12 protein-coding genes and 1 pseudogene are annotated in these 15,051 nt (G+C 41.4%); 11 read left to right on the top strand and 2 right to left on the bottom strand.

Translation table 11 applies throughout. The features are described from left to right. Positions 1-61: 61 nt before the first annotated feature. The 5 genes and pseudogenes from abc-f to JOC94_RS10545 form a co-directional block, all read left to right on the top strand. A pseudogene (gene abc-f / locus JOC94_RS10570) lies at positions 62-1,743 on the top strand (ribosomal protection-like ABC-F family protein); the annotation flags it as partial. 127 nt (positions 1,744-1,870) lie between these two features. Further along, positions 1,871-2,416: a DUF1697 domain-containing protein gene (locus JOC94_RS10560; protein ID WP_077110789.1), complete on the top strand. Its 546-nt coding sequence runs from the start codon at positions 1,871-1,873 to the stop codon at positions 2,414-2,416. A gap of 981 nt (positions 2,417-3,397) precedes the next feature. After that, entirely contained in the window at positions 3,398-3,874 is a 477-nt protein-coding gene (locus tag JOC94_RS10555) for a DUF2975 domain-containing protein (protein ID WP_077110793.1), read from the top strand. A gap of 10 nt (positions 3,875-3,884) precedes the next feature. Further along, the gene (locus tag JOC94_RS10550; protein ID WP_077110794.1) at positions 3,885-4,100 is read left to right on the top strand and encodes a helix-turn-helix domain-containing protein; all 216 of its coding nucleotides are present in this window, start codon (positions 3,885-3,887) and stop codon (positions 4,098-4,100) included. Between the two features lie 742 nt (positions 4,101-4,842). Continuing rightward, a complete protein-coding gene (locus JOC94_RS10545; protein WP_077110796.1) occupies positions 4,843-5,604 on the top strand; it encodes an isoprenyl transferase in 762 nt (253 codons plus the stop codon). Positions 5,605-6,382: 778 nt separating this feature from the next. Here the strand turns inward: JOC94_RS10545 and rpsD are convergent. Next, positions 6,383-6,985 carry a 30S ribosomal protein S4 gene (gene rpsD / locus JOC94_RS10540; RefSeq protein WP_077110798.1) on the bottom strand — a complete coding sequence of 201 codons (603 nt, stop codon included), beginning with the start codon at positions 6,983-6,985 and terminating at the stop codon, positions 6,383-6,385. Positions 6,986-7,268: 283 nt separating this feature from the next. Beyond that, a complete protein-coding gene (locus JOC94_RS10535) occupies positions 7,269-7,715 on the bottom strand; it encodes a hypothetical protein (protein WP_205179280.1) in 447 nt (148 codons plus the stop codon). A gap of 142 nt (positions 7,716-7,857) precedes the next feature. Between JOC94_RS10535 and refZ the strand changes: the two genes are divergently transcribed. The 6 genes from refZ (at position 7,858) to mbcS (ending at position 15,030) form a co-directional block, all read left to right on the top strand. Continuing rightward, positions 7,858-8,520, top strand: a complete 663-nt coding sequence (gene refZ / locus JOC94_RS10530) for a forespore capture DNA-binding protein RefZ (RefSeq protein WP_077110802.1) — start codon at positions 7,858-7,860, stop codon at positions 8,518-8,520. 249 nt (positions 8,521-8,769) lie between these two features. After that, positions 8,770-10,479 carry a septation ring formation regulator EzrA gene (gene ezrA, locus JOC94_RS10525; protein ID WP_077110804.1) on the top strand — a complete coding sequence of 570 codons (1,710 nt, stop codon included), beginning with the start codon at positions 8,770-8,772 and terminating at the stop codon, positions 10,477-10,479. 120 nt (positions 10,480-10,599) lie between these two features. Continuing rightward, on the top strand, positions 10,600-11,751 hold the full coding sequence (locus JOC94_RS10520; protein WP_077110806.1) for a cysteine desulfurase family protein: 1,152 nt from the start codon (positions 10,600-10,602) through the stop codon (positions 11,749-11,751). Beyond that, positions 11,748-12,962: a tRNA uracil 4-sulfurtransferase ThiI gene (gene thiI, locus JOC94_RS10515; RefSeq protein WP_077110808.1), complete on the top strand. Its 1,215-nt coding sequence runs from the start codon at positions 11,748-11,750 to the stop codon at positions 12,960-12,962. Before JOC94_RS10520 ends, thiI begins: the two co-directional genes overlap by 4 nt. A 100-nt stretch (positions 12,963-13,062) precedes the next feature. Continuing rightward, positions 13,063-13,266 carry an alpha/beta-type small acid-soluble spore protein gene (locus JOC94_RS10510; protein WP_077110810.1) on the top strand — a complete coding sequence of 68 codons (204 nt, stop codon included), beginning with the start codon at positions 13,063-13,065 and terminating at the stop codon, positions 13,264-13,266. Positions 13,267-13,443: 177 nt separating this feature from the next. Then, positions 13,444-15,030 carry an acyl-CoA synthetase MbcS gene (gene mbcS / locus JOC94_RS10505; protein ID WP_077110866.1) on the top strand — a complete coding sequence of 529 codons (1,587 nt, stop codon included), beginning with the start codon at positions 13,444-13,446 and terminating at the stop codon, positions 15,028-15,030. Positions 15,031-15,051: the final 21 nt, after the last annotated feature.

The following is a 15,051-nucleotide window of genomic DNA, read 5'->3' as shown; positions in this document are numbered from 1 at the left end:
AACGGTTGAAGAGGAGCTTTCATGCTCTTTTTTTTGTGCCATTCATTATGCGTCAAAAGCCATGGGGAAAGTGTGTTTCCCATGGCTTTTTTGTGTTTATGTACTAAAGGAGGAAGTATACATGATGATTTGCAGCGTAAATAAACTTTCTAAAATGTATGGAGGAAATCTTTTATTTGACAATATATCATTTGACATTCAAGAAAGGGACCGAGTGGGGTTGGTCGGACGAAATGGAAGCGGCAAAACTACGTTATTGAAGTTGTTGGCTGGCAACGAAACGCCTGATTCGGGTCTCATTCATTGGAAAAAAGGCATTTCCATCGGTTATCTTGCACAAATTCCGGACTATCACAACCAATTGCCCGCTAGGGAAATATTAAAAACCGCTTTCACGGAACTTTTACAAATGGAAGAAAAGCTGAGGAAACTTGAAGAGAAAATGAGTCGTGAAACAAACGAAGCAACAATGGGGAAGTTAATAGACCAGTATGGCCATGTGCAAGATCAATTCTCCGTAAAGGGCGGATATGAAATAGATGCCAAAATAGAAAGAATCGTCAATGGCTTAAATATTTCCGACTTATTGGATAAGCGATACTCGGCCCTCAGCGGCGGAGAAAAGACAAAGGTAAGCTTGGCTTTTATTCTTCTCAAGAATCCTGACTTTTTATTGCTTGATGAACCGACAAATCATTTGGACTTGGCAACGGTGGAATGGTTGGGACACTTTTTGCAAGTTTATAACGGGACAGTTGTTGTCGTTTCCCATGACCGTTATTTTTTGGATGATGTCGTAGATAAAATGCTGGATTTGGAAGATGGGAAAGTTGAGCAGTACCATACAAATTATTCAGGCTTTGTGAAAGAAAAAGAAGAACGTTTACTAAGAGAATTCCGTGCCTATGAAGAACAACAAAAGAAAATAAAGAAAATGCAAGAAGCGATCAAACGCTTGCGCGATTGGGCAAACAGGGCCAATCCTCCCAATGAAGGGCTTCATAAACGAGCAAGAAATATGGAAAGGGCATTGGAAAGAATGGAAAAGTTGAATAGGCCTGTATTGCAACGCAAGAAAATGAAACTGGAAATGGCGGCAGGAGATCGAAGTGGAAAAGATGTCATACGGCTCAAAGGCGTCTCAAAGAGGTTTGGAGAAAAGCTCCTATTTAAGGATGTCAACATGCATGTGGCTTATCACAGCGAGTGGCGATTATTGGAGAAAATGGCACAGGAAAATCAACGTTGATCAAAATGATTCTTCAACAATTCGCCCCCGATGAAGGAGAAGTGAGAATAGGCAGTAATGTAAAGATTGGCTATTTGTCTCAACATATTTTTTCGGAAGTGAAAGGTGAGACCGTCTTAGAAGCATTTCGCAATGAGGTGAGGATGACGGAGGGAGAAGCGAGGCATATTTTGGCGAGATTTTTATTTTATGGACATATGGTGTTCCACAAAGTTTCACAACTGAGTGGAGGAGAAAGAATGAGGCTTCGTCTGGCTCAACTGATGCACCAAGACACGAATTTGCTCATCTTAGACGAACCAACGAACCATCTTGATATTGAATCCCGAGAAGTATTGGAAGAAGCACTTGAAGATTATGACGGCACCATTTTAGCGGTTTCTCATGATCGTTATTTTCTCAACAAGCTGTTCGACAAGATTTATTGGATTCATTCAAAAGAAATGTATTGTTTTGGAGGAAACTTTAATTGGGCCAAAGAGAAAATGGTTGAAATGGGCATGTTTCCTAAATAACGGAGAGGTCTCAACTTCATGACAAATGCGGGGGATAGAAAGTGCGTTTTTTATACGAATTTCGTGTTGTATAATAACTGTAACAAAAACTTTGGGGGAATCGTCTATGATCCATGTTGCACTTCTTCGAGGGATTAATGTGGGAGGAAAAAATAAAGTTAATATGAAAGTGCTGAAACAATCATTTGAACGGGTGGGCATGAAAGCTGTTGTGACATATATCAATACGGGCAATATCATTTTTACAAACGATAGCCTTTCAAAAGCAGAAATCTCTCACATGTTGGAAGAAGTGATACAGGAAGATTTTGGATTATCCATTAAGGTGTTGGTCCGTAGCCTTGATGATTTTTCAATGATCATGGATTCCCTCCCTGAATCATGGAAAAACGATCAACACATGAAAAGTGATGTGATGTTTTTATGGGATGATGTGGATGATGAATCAGTACTCGGCAAGTTAGTCATTAAACCGGAGATTGATACAGTTCAATATGTGCCTGGGGCTGTTTTATGGTCCATTGACAGAAAAAATGTGACCAAAAGCGGGATGACAAAACTGGTGGGCACAAATTTATACAAGAAAATGACCGTCAGAAATGTTAACACAACACGCAAAATATATGAACTTATGCTGACAACACATTCATAAATGTTTATTCGCCGGTTTTTTAATCCGCAAGTAGGAAGGGAAAATCAAAAGCGGCCTTCGTCCTATATACCAAGGATGGAGGCCGCTTTTGCTTCCGGCTTGTTACATAAAGTGAGGTTACACACTCTTTTTGTTAAAAGAAGAACGCAATACAGTTCTCATTTCTTTAGCCGCGGAGGAATGAAATGAATCTCGGCGGGCATTCTACATTTTTGCGTTAGGAATAATCCAATTTAAGAAATATCCCCAATAGACAGAAAGCCCTGATATGCGGATTTAATACATACCGCACAAATCACGGTCATAGTTTAAAGTCTTTACCCAATGTAATATATTGGAAGGGGGAGGATGTCAATGAGGACAAATTTAATGAGATTTATATTCATTGCTGTTGCACTAGCGATGGGTGTAAGTACATTGGTTTTAAGTATTTAGGGAAAATTGAAGTTAATCATGCAATCACTTTATTATCAATTTTGGCGTTGTCTGTTTAGCAATATTGAAGTTACAAGAAAAATAATCAACCTTTTAAATTGCTATTTTTTTAATGCTCAAAGACCCTCAGAAATGGAGGTGGGGGGAGCTATTGATTTGTTTGGTGCGGCGGCTGGACAAAGGAAAAACTTCGGGAGCAAAGCATTCTTTAAAAACTGCCGCCAAAAATTCCCCAAAAGGATGTTTTGCTAAGAGTGAATTCAATATTCCAACCATTTTTCATAACACTTGTATGGTGGTTTCCAACAATCTGAATTTGTGCCCTTTTTATTATAGAAGCAGATTGTGGAACAACCACTTATAACTGTCGCTTAAACACAACAGAGAGTTAAAATTATAGCATTTCCTTATAATGAAGAGTGCTTTTTGCTTTTCAATAAAATTGATGAATCGATAATTATGTATTAATAAAAAGAAAATTTTTATTGAAATTCGATAAATGGTATCTTATAATCAATTTAAAAATAATGAAGTGAGGTGCTTTTTATGAAGCGGGGATCAACACTCTTTCTAAAGACGGCTGTTATTTTTATGGGAATGCCTGCTCTTGCTTTTTGTATATATGGATTGACTTGGTTAGTTAAAAATCCGGTAAATCCAGATTATGCCCATCTACTTTATCCAATTGGGATTGGTTTGTATGTATCGGTGATTCCATTTTTCGTGGCATTGTTTCAGGCTTTTAAGCTTTTAGGATATATTGACAATCACCAATCTTTCTCTGAATTATCTGTTAAACGTCTGAAAAATATCAAATTCTCTGCAATGGTGATCAGTGGCTTGTATGTCGTAATGACGCCATTTGTTTATCTCGTGGCGGAGATGGATGATGCACCAGGTCTCATCATAATCGGAATGATCCTTATCTTTGCTTCAATGGTAATCGCAGTCTTTGCTGCTGTTCTTCAAAGACTTTTAGAAGAAGCGATTCATATAAAATCAGAAAATGACTTAACAGTCTGAGGTGAAAGCAATGGCGATTATAATCAATATTGACGTGATGCTGGCTAAAAGGAAAATGAGCGTAACAGAACTTTCGGAGAAGGTTGGAATCACAATGGCTAACCTTTCTATATTGAAAAATGGAAAGGCAAAAGCCATTAGACTTTCAACTTTAGAGGCAATTTGCAAGGCCTTGGACTGTCAGCCCGGGGATATTTTAGAATACAGAAGTGATGAAAACACTTAATTGATTCTTACTCCTGTTGAATGTTGATTTATCTTTTCATATGAATCAAATGTATAAAAAAACTGCTACTCATGAACGAACAATAATCTCCGAAAAAGCATTGAGCTTGAACAATGGAGTTGTTCCGCCTTCTCTTAAATTTTTCCAGACATATATAGGCTTTTGGTCCTGCTTACAGGAGTCCTTTTTACAACGTATTCATGTCACAAGTGTAGTAGTTATTTATGCCAGATGTGGTGAGGCTTGCAGATATCTCTTTGTGGCAGTTGTCCCCTTGCAGCTGCGCTGTATTTGAACTTTTTACCCACCAATATGTGGGGCGGTGGCGTCTGCCCGTGTTTATCAGTCGTTATTATCGTCTTTTTATGCTACTTGCACTTGCTTTTATGTATGCATAGCAGAAGAGCTCGCATCCTCTTTGGAGCTTGGGAATATCCAAATCAAACCTCTTGTTCACGTGGGTTCATGAGTTTTATTAGGATGTTGCAGTAGCGACGTTAAAGCAGGCTAAGGAGGGAAAATGTCACGAGAGTAGATGCAAACAGGTTAATGTTCAGAAGGTGAGAAACGATCATATCAGCATATTAAATAACATATAAAAATAGAAGGAAAATAGCTTTTTAAATATATAAAGGCTTCTGAATTACATCTGAAAAGGTGCTGTGTCCGCCTCTGTCTGCAGTCTTGAACTGTGTCCAGAGGGTAATTGGCAAGATTTTAACAATATCGCGGGGGACAGACAATGTCAATGAAAATTCCTTTTTTAAAAAATAAGCAATCGAAAGAACTCTTCCACTATCCAGAAGATAATATACCCGAACATATATCCATCATTATGGACGGAAACGGACGCTGGGCGCATAAGCGGGGCATGCCCAGGGTTGCTGGCCATAAAGAAGGGGTATCTGCCGTCGTAAAAATTGTCAAAGCAGCAGTCAAGTGCAAAGTGAAGGTTCTGACACTTTATACGTTTTCCACGGAAAATTGGAAACGTCCAAAGCCAGAGATAGACTTTATATTGAGACTTCCCAAGGAGTTTCTGCATATTTATCTGCCAGACCTTATAGCCAATAATGTCCGCATCGAGGTAATCGGTGACAGGGCCAATCTTCCGGCCCATACATGGGAGGCCTTACAGTATGCAATTGAACGTACGCGGCATAATGACGGTCTTCAGTTGAATTTTGCGCTCAACTATGGAAGCAGGAGCGAGATGCTGAGTGCTATGAAAGAAATGTTCGCGGATGTAAACGATGCGAAATTGTCACTGGCTGACGTTGATGAAAAGCGGTTTTCAGAATATCTGTATACAGCTGGTATGACAGACCCCGACTTGCTTATTCGCACTGGTGGGGAAAAACGCCTGAGCAATTTTCTTCTCTGGCAGCTGGCGTACACGGAATTCTGGTTTACCGATGTGCTGTGGCCGGATTTCTCCGAGAAGGAATTTTTGCGCGCGCTTGAAGAATACCGAAAACGAAAAAGAAGGTATGGCGGAATATAAGATGGTGAAGGAAACATGATGCAGTCTCTTTTTTGTTAATCTCGAAACTTTCGTCGCAGTTGATGGCGTTTGGAGCGAATCACAATCAAGGAACGACGTTAGTGTTTTACCCGGACACCCGAACTGCTGAACAAGAACTATCGAAATATATGTCCAATAGCATTCGATAAAGTCCATACTGTTCCAGTGGAAAAAGACGTTCCTCGAATAACGCAGTGATGTGGAATGATATGGAGCTAATCCGCGTCAGCATCAGCATCCGCGTTGGCTTTGAGTTACGTTTGAAAGGACGTTTGGATTTCATTAACAACGACGACGCCAAAAGGATTGAACGATAAAGCTTTTAGATAGGATACTCGGTTTTGAGCCAATCCTGCCACGCCGAACCGAGTTGGATTTTTGATGGGAAAATTTGTGGGATTGAAGCAAAGACTAAAGAAGACAGGGTTTTTTTATACAAAGAGGCTTTAGCGAAAATATGATCAAATGGACTGGAATGTGAATTGTTACATGCAATGGTGATATTGTTCCACCCCAAAAACTTTTGGGCTGGCTGAAAAAGACATTAGTGATAAAGTTGGGAATCGACATAAAAAATCTTGATAAGAATTGTTAAGCAAGATACATGAAGTGATCAATCCGGCGTCTGGCCGATCATTTTGATTAAGAACTTCCCTAAACAGCTAAATGATACTGTTACTCAAATAAAAAGCCCCAAAAACCTTTATATACCAAGGGTTTGGGGCTTTTAAATATTGTGCTATACAAAGCAATCTTATTAACGTGAGTAGAACTCAACGATAAAGGCCTCATTGATTTCGGGAGGCAATTCGGAACGCTCTGGGAGACGTACCAATGTTCCTTCAAGCTTGTCTGGATCAAAAGAAACGTATTCTGGAACAAAGTTAGTAGCCTCGACAGAGTCCTTGATAATGTCAAGGTTTCTTGACTTTTCGCGAACGCTGATGACTTGGCCAGGGATGACTTTGTAAGACGGAATGTCAACGCGACGTCCATCTACCAGGATATGTCCATGGTTTACGAGCTGGCGTGCCTGGCGGCGAGTGCGCGCAAGACCTAGACGGTAAACGATGTTGTCAAGGCGCTGTTCAAGAAGGATCATGAAGTTTTCACCATGTTTACCTTTCATTTTTCCAGCTCTGTTAAAAGTGTTTTTGAACTGGCGCTCAGTAACACCGTACATATGGCGAAGCTTTTGTTTTTCCTGAAGCTGCAATCCATATTCAGATAGTTTTTTGCGTTGGTTCGGACCATGTTGTCCTGGTGCATATGGGCGTTTTTCCAATTCTTTTCCAGTACCGCTTAAAGAAATGCCGAGTCGGCGTGATAATTTCCAGCTTGGGCCGGTATAACGAGCCATAAATGACTCCTCCTTTGGTTTTATTTTGTTGTAAAATAAAAACCGATACGAGATTTACATAGACGGATATTTTATTTTCATGCACCTTCGCCCTAGCAGCAGCGGGTTACGCGATGCACCTCAAAAGAGGAATAAAATACGGCACATCCATGCAATCTTTCAGGCTGCATTATTTTACACACAAGCTCAATTATATGGGGAATTACGTATAAAGTCAAGATTCTCTTTTTCGTTTGGTGCAGCGGCAAATCCGATTTCGCGCAGACTCTTTGGCAGCATATGATCAAGCCGCCAATTCCGGGCTGATCGCGGGGCAAGCCAAAGCCCTTACCCGCGCATAGCTGGAAATACCGGCGCATAGAAAGAAATACCCGCGCATAGAAAGAAATACCCGCGTATAGCCGGAAATACCCGCGCATAGCCGGAAATACCCGCGTATAGCCGGAAATACCCGCGCATAGCTGGAAATACCCGCGTATAGCCGGAAATACCCGCGCATAGCTGGAAATACCCGCGCATAGCTGGAAATACCCGCGTATAGCTGGAAATACCCGCGCATAGAAAGAAATACCCGCGTATAGCCGGAAATACCCGCGTATAGCTGGAAATACCCGCGTATAGCCGGAAATACCCGCGCATAGGCGAAAATCTCGGCACTAAAGCGCTGCCCGGTCCTCAAAACTAAATGTGACCATTGTTCGACTGGCCTGTGGACCCTATTCCCACTCAAAAAACATCATTTTTATCACATTTTACAAAAATATGTCGAGAAATTTTCGCAGGTGAAAGGCGTGACCGAACCGAAATGGTATATATCATGTCTTTTACGAGCTCCGGATCTTCAAGACAATGGATCAAAAGGAGGTTTCACATTGTCTGTTTCTGTAAATAATACGAAAGAATTGATCTTTGAAGCGGCGATAGAACTGTTTCATGCCAAGGGTTTCAAAGGAACAACGATCCGTGACATAGCTGCCAAGGCAAGGGTTAATCCTGCGAATATTTCTTATTATTTTCAAGGAAAGCAAGGTTTGCTTGAAGCTTGTCTGATCCGCTTTTTTGAATCTTATGTGCTGTGTCTGGAAGAAGAAGCAAAAAAGTTGGAGTGGGAAGAGCCGGAAATTTGTTTCAATAGAGCGATTAAAAAGATTTTATATTATCAAAGTGAATGCTATTTGTTAACAAGGCTTGTATGGAGGGAGATCACGATTGATTCCCAAGTGTCACGGGAAATTATTTCATCCTACTTGATGAAGGAACGATATTACCTGAAAATATTGGCTTCAGCGGTGCTTGAGGAAAAGAAAACAGTTTTGCCGTTGAGTATGTTCATTATCCAGTTGAAGGGAATGCTGACCATGCCTTATTTAAACAGCCAATATGTAAGTGAAGTGTGGGGAATCCATCTGCAAGATTCTTATTTTATAGAAAAATATTACGGATTTATCAAGGACTGGGTTGGTGCAACGATCGGGTCCCGACGAGATTCTGCCTATGTTGAGTCGCTTCAGCCTGCTGCTTTGAAGAGTGTTTAACGCCCGGCATGACAGGGCGTTTTTTTATTGTTTAAGCTCAAAAGACAGGCAGGATATGGATTGAAAAATGGGAACTCAAGAGGCGGAGCGAATTTTTTTCCTTATTCGTTATAGAAATAAATTGAGAAAAATATGCATTTATCAGTCAAAAAATGTCGCCGACATGGTATTATAGAAGGAAATAAAAAGATATACGAAAGTTGATATATATATGTTTGGGCTGAATGATGGAAGGAGCAGGGGCAGACAATGAAATACGGTGTTGAACTCGTCATCAGCGCGATCATCTTTGTCATTCTTTTGTTTGTGGTGGGTTATATCATCCGAAAAAAGTATTACAAGGACATTGATCAGCTGGAAGCGGTAAAAATGGAAATCATGAACCAGCCTGTCGCAGCAGAATTGGCAAAAGTAAAGCAGTTGAATATGACAGGAAAAACGGAGGAATTATTTGAAAAATGGCGGAAAACATGGGATGAAATTGTCACTGTCCGATTACCTCATATTGATGAGCTTCTCTTTGATGCGGAGGAATTTACGGATAAATTCCATTTTAACAAAGTGAAAGAAGTCCGTGCAAAAATTGAAACGAGCTTGTCAGAAATTGATAAAGATATTCAAGAAATTCTCGATCAATTAAAAGAGCTTGTTGAAAGTGAAGAAAAAAATAGAACTGATTTTGATCAGTTGAAAGAGACATATAACAAAACAAAGAAAAGGCTGATTACAGAAGGTCATACATATGGAAGTGCGCTGAATCGTTTGGATAGCATGTTAAAAGAAGTTGGAGAAAAAATTGCCAACTATGAGCAATTAACGGAACAAGGCGACTATCTTGGGGCGCGGAAAGTAATTCTTTCTGTAGCTGATGAGTTGAAGCTGCTGGAAGAAAAGTTGCAAAAGGTTCCGATCTTGTTGAAGGAATGCCAGACAAGTATTCCTTCCAAATTGGAAGAGTTGACAAGTGGCTATCGGGAAATGATCGAACAAGGATACGTCCTGGAACATATCCAAATGGATCAAATGATGGAAAGTATCAAAAAAGAGATGGAAACATACAAGGAGCTTTTGTCCAATACCGAAACCGAAGAAGTGGAAAAAGGGCTGGAAGAAGCGAAAGAAAAAATTGAATCACTTTATGACCTTTTGGAAAAAGAAGTATATGCAAGGCAATATATCATGCAAAAAAACGAAGAGACGGAAGCCTTTTTGCTTAAACTGGTTGAAGAAAATGCCAAACTCCTATCGGAGACTGATCAAGTTCAAGAGAGTTATCAATTAATGGAGAATCATTTGGACATCCCAGTAAATTTGGAAAAATCATTAAGCCAGCTAGTAAAGCGCAACGAGTTGCTCAAAGAAAAACTGGCAGAGGATCGATCAGCTTTTTCTTTTCTAGGTGAAGAATTAGCCGAAATAGAAAGCGAGCTGGAACAATTGGAAAAGGAGCAAAAAGCTTTTGCAGAACATCTCCAACGCTTGCGAAAAGATGAGCTGGAGGCACGGGAAAAAATTGCCGACCTCAAGAGGAAAATAAGCGAAATCGTCCGGCTTGTGCAAAAAAGCCGTATGCCGGGATTGCCAAGTGATGTCGAGTCGCTTTATGAACAGGCGGGCGAGCAAGTGGAAGATGTGTTTCGCTGTCTGCGGGAAAAACCATTGAACATGGAAATGGTTCAAAAATATTTATATGAGGCAACCGATACGGTCGATCACTTGTATAATCGGATGGAAGAGCATATCGAAAACGCAAGGTTTGCCGAACAGGTTATTCAATATGCAAATCGGTACAGGGGACAAGATAAGGAGCTTCGGGAAAGCTTGGAAACGGCTGAGCGCGCCTTTCGTAATTATGAATACCGTGCGGCATTGGAGCAAGCAGCCACAGCCGTTGAAAAAATAGAACCCGGTGCCTTAAAGCGGATTGAGCAAATGTTTAATGAAGAGCTGCATGTGTAAAAAGAGCGAACCGAAGGGGATTCGCTCTTTTTGCTTAAAATTTTGCCATCCATATTTTCATCATTCATTGTGTATGTTAATATGTATGATTGACTATCGAATTCATTAGTAGGTGTAACCATGATTTATTTGGATAATAGTGCTACTACAAAACCTTATGACGCTGTCATAAAAGCATTTACAGATGTCAGCAGACAATTTTTCGGCAATCCTTCTTCACTTCACGTAATGGGAGGAGAAGCGGAAAAGCTTTTAACAAAAGCACGTGAACAAATCGCGCATCTTGCTGCTGTAACACCCGGTGAAATTTATTTTACATCGGGGGGCTCCGAAGGAAATAACCTGGCGATCAAAGGAACGGCCATGATGTATCGAGACCGCGGCAACCATATTATTACGACAAGCGTGGAGCACCCGTCCGTAAAGGAATCTTGTGAACAATTGCGGGAATTGGGATATCAAGTGACGTACATTCCCGTAAACAAAGATGGATTTATTCATCCAGATGATATAGCACATCATATAACTGATCAAACGATTCTTGTTTCCGTCATTCATGTAAACAATGAAGTGGGAATGATACAGCCGATTGCCCAGATCGGCAAGCTTTTAAAACAATTTCCGAAAGTACTATACCATGTCGACCACGTTCAAGGTGCGGCCAAGGTGCCTTTGGATCTGTATGAATCGAACATTGACATCTGCACTTTTTCTGCCCACAAATTTCATGGATTGAAAGGGAATGGGTTTGTTTTTATAAGAGATGGCGTTAGAATCGCGCCGCTCTTATCAGGGGGAAACCAGGAGAATGGTATGAGAAGCGGGACGGAAAATACAGCCGGGATCGTGGCAATGGCGAAGGCCTACCGGATGGCGGAAGAAAAGCGGAAACGAGAAATGGAAAAGCTGTGGCAAATCCGCGCCTATTTGTTCAACGAGTTCCAAAAAATGCCGGATTTGCTTGTCAACACGCCTGAAGAAAAAGCGGCCCCCCATATCATCAATGTTTCTTGCGTGGGACTAAAAGGTGAAGTCGTTGTTCATGCTTTATCGGAAGAAGGGATGATCGTATCAACGACGAGTGCCTGCTCTTCCAAAGATAAAACACCAAGCGGTACGTTGAAGGCGATGGGGGTGTCTGATTCAATCGCAAATGGGGCGATCAGAATTAGCCTTTCGTATGAAAACACAATGGATGAAGCGGTGCAAATGGTGGCCGCGCTTGAAAAAGTGCTGGTTAGATTAACGAAAGTAATGAGGCGAAACGGATGAAATATGACAGAATATTGATCAGATACGGAGAAATGACATTAAAAGGGAGAAATCGCAAGCATTTTATCAGAATGCTGAAGAAAAACATTCAATATATTTTATATAAGTTCCGCAATGCCAAAGTAGAAGCGGCACATGACAGAATGTACATCATTTTAAATGGGGAGCCTTACGAGCAAATTATGACAAAGCTGCGTCATGTTTTTGGGATCCAATCGTTCAGCCCCGCGGTGAAAACACCAAAAGATATAGAGGAAATCAGGAACGCAGCCCTTTTTGTCGTTCAAAAAACGTACGAGCCGGGGAATACGTTCAAAATATCGGCGCGCCGGGCCGATAAAACGTTTGAATATGATACGAACGAGCTTAATCATGCTGTTGGCGCCCATATTTTGATTAACGTGGAAGGCATTCGGGTAAATGTGAAAAAACCGGATATTAATGTGGTTGTTGAAATCAGGCACGATGCCGCCTATATATCCGGAGAAATCATTCAAGGCAGAGGCGGCTTTCCCGCGCGTTCATCTGGAAAAGCGATGTTAATGCTTTCGGGCGGTATTGACAGTCCCGTTGCCGGATATTTGGCAATGAAGCGGGGAGTTGACATTGAGGCCGTTCATTTTCATAGTCCGCCGTATACGAGTGAGCGGGCCAAGCAAAAAGTGCTGGATATAGCGGCCAAGCTTGCTCCTTTTACCGGAAGGGTTAAAGTCCATATCGTTCCGTTTACGAACATTCAGGAAACGATTCATAAGGTAATTCCTGAGGGATATTCCATGACTGCCACAAGAAGAATGATGCTCAGGATTACAGATGAACTGAGAGAAAAACATGAGGCGCTTGCGATTATTAATGGAGAAAGCCTGGGACAGGTTGCCAGTCAGACAATGGAAAGCATGTTGGCTATTAATGATGTCACGAATACCCCTATACTGAGGCCGTTAATTGCGATGGACAAAAATGAAATTATCCAAATTGCAAGAGATATCGACACTCTTGACATTTCTAACAGACCCTATGAGGATTGTTGTACCATTTTTACCCCGCCAGCACCAAAAACAAGGCCAAAAAGAGAAAAAATCATTGAATATGAGAGTAAGTTTGATTGGAAACCGCTGTTATCCGAAGCCATTGACCAAACGGAGACGGTTGTCGTCAAAAGCGGCGGAATCGAACAGGAAACCGGAGAAGATCACGCCCATTTATTCTAATTGTAGAATCTTTTTTCAAAAGCAGGAACATTTACCAAGTTTTTTTTGAATGATGCCGTGTGTTTTCGCACAATCTATCCTTACAAGGAGGTGAAAACACATGGCAAACAACAACAGCAACCAAATCCTTGTTCCTGGAGCGGAGCAAGCTATCGATCAAATGAAAATGGAAATTGCTCAAGAGTTTGGTGTCAACCTTGGTGCTGACACAACTTCCCGTGCAAACGGATCTGTTGGTGGTGAAATCACCAAGCGCCTTGTATCAATGGCTCAACAACAAATGGGTGGCGGACAATTAAGATAACAATCTTATAACGTATGGCTATGGAAGCGGGCTTTGTCCCGCTTCCTTTCCTTTTATTTAGCGATAAGAAAGCGGCTGCGTTTAGTGTAATGAAATAGTTCTTTTTGATATTAAATTTTCTTATTATTTTGTATAATAATAGGCGAATAAAAAAAGGGGGAGACCATAGTGGATAAAGTGGATCGAGACAGCTTGATCGCGCCGGAAAACTATAACATCATGCTGGAAATGGAACGATTTGCAGATCAACAAAAGCGAATTGCGATTCAGTGGGAAAATGAAGAGGGAAAAGAGCAAGAAATTACGTATCCCGAGCTGTTGAAAAAGGCGAATAAAATTGGAAATGTTTTCCTCCAATCCGGATTGAAAAAAGGGGATACAATTCTCGTGATGATTCCGCGGCTAATTGAAGCATATGCTGTTTATATGGCGGCTCTTAAAGCCGGCATCATAGTGATTCCAAGCTCAGAAATGCTCAAAACGAAAGACCTGGAATATCGAATTGTCCATGGAGACGTAAAAGCAGTTGTCACATATTGTCCTTACGTTGAGCAATTAAATCAATCAGAGTATGCTGGTCGTTTGAAAAAGTTTTCTGTTGGCGGGGAAGCCCCAGGGTGGCAGCACCTTGAAAAAATGATGGAAAGCGCCGGAGACGAAATGAAAATTGCTCCTACCACAAGAGAGGATACGGCATTTTTATCCTATACTTCAGGGACGACCGGCAATCCGAAAGGCGTTGTACACACGCATGGATGGGGTTATGCCCATTTGCGGACAGCCGCGCCCAATTGGCTATGCATTGAAGAAAATGATGTTGTTTGGGCGACTGCAGGTCCAGGGTGGCAAAAGTGGATTTGGAGCCCCTTCCTTTCGGTGCTTGGAACAGGAGCCACGGGGTTCGTCTATCATGGAAAATTTGAACCGGAGAAGTACTTGGCTTTAATGGACAAATATCATGTGAATGTCCTTTGCTGTACGCCAACGGAATATAGGCTGATGGCTAAAGTGGATCAGTTGGATCAATACAAGTTGGAGCATTTACATAGTGCCGTTTCTGCGGGAGAGCCGCTAAACCGGGAAGTAATTGATGTGTTTAGGAGACATTTCAATATTGATGTCAGGGATGGATACGGGCAAACGGAAAACACGCTCCTTGTAGGAATTACGAAAGAGATGGAACTCCGTCCAGGTTCGATGGGGAAACCGACACCCGGCAATATCGTTGAAATTATTGATGAAGACGGGAGTCCATGTGTGGTTGATGAAGTCGGCGATATTGCCGTGCACCGAAATTCACCGGCTTTATTTAAAAAATATTATAAAGATCCTGAAAGAACAGCGATGCAATACCGGGGCGATTACTATATTACAGGGGACAAAGCGCGAAAAGATGCCGACGGGTATTTTTGGTTTGAAGGGCGCGGTGACGACATTATCATCAGTTCCGGCTACACGATTGGTCCGTTTGAAGTCGAAGATGCCCTCATCAAGCACCCCGCGGTCAGGGAGTGTGCGGTTGTGGCCAGCCCAGACGAAATCAGGGGAAATATCGTAAAGGCCTACGTAGTATTGAAAGAACAATATGAAGATAGTAAGGATCTGATCGGTGAATTACAAGAACATGTGAAGCAGATGACCGCTCCATACAAATATCCAAGGGAAATTGAGTTTATTGACGAACTGCCTAAGACAGTTTCAGGAAAAATACGCCGGGTTGAGCTTCGGAAACGAGATCAGGAAAAAAAGCAATTCAATAGTTAGTCTTTCAGAAAATGCATCTTA

This window comes from Siminovitchia thermophila, assembly GCF_016909185.1.
GTDB lineage: Bacteria > Bacillota > Bacilli > Bacillales > Bacillaceae_C > Siminovitchia > Siminovitchia thermophila.
Note: the sequence above shows the minus strand (reverse complement) of the source record. Positions and strands in the feature narration are given on the sequence as shown.

Coding starts and splice junctions, on each gene's coding strand:
- JOC94_RS10560 (WP_077110789.1), top strand. CDS start 1,871: ATGATCCATGTTGCACTTCTTCGAGGGATTAATGTGGGAGGAAAAAAT.
- JOC94_RS10555 (WP_077110793.1), top strand. CDS start 3,398: ATGAAGCGGGGATCAACACTCTTTCTAAAGACGGCTGTTATTTTTATG.
- JOC94_RS10550 (WP_077110794.1), top strand. CDS start 3,885: ATGGCGATTATAATCAATATTGACGTGATGCTGGCTAAAAGGAAAATG.
- JOC94_RS10545 (WP_077110796.1), top strand. CDS start 4,843: ATGTCAATGAAAATTCCTTTTTTAAAAAATAAGCAATCGAAAGAACTC.
- rpsD (WP_077110798.1), bottom strand. CDS start 6,985: ATGGCTCGTTATACCGGCCCAAGCTGGAAATTATCACGCCGACTCGGC.
- ezrA (WP_077110804.1), top strand. CDS start 8,770: ATGAAATACGGTGTTGAACTCGTCATCAGCGCGATCATCTTTGTCATT.
- JOC94_RS10520 (WP_077110806.1), top strand. CDS start 10,600: ATGATTTATTTGGATAATAGTGCTACTACAAAACCTTATGACGCTGTC.
- thiI (WP_077110808.1), top strand. CDS start 11,748: ATGAAATATGACAGAATATTGATCAGATACGGAGAAATGACATTAAAA.
- JOC94_RS10510 (WP_077110810.1), top strand. CDS start 13,063: ATGGCAAACAACAACAGCAACCAAATCCTTGTTCCTGGAGCGGAGCAA.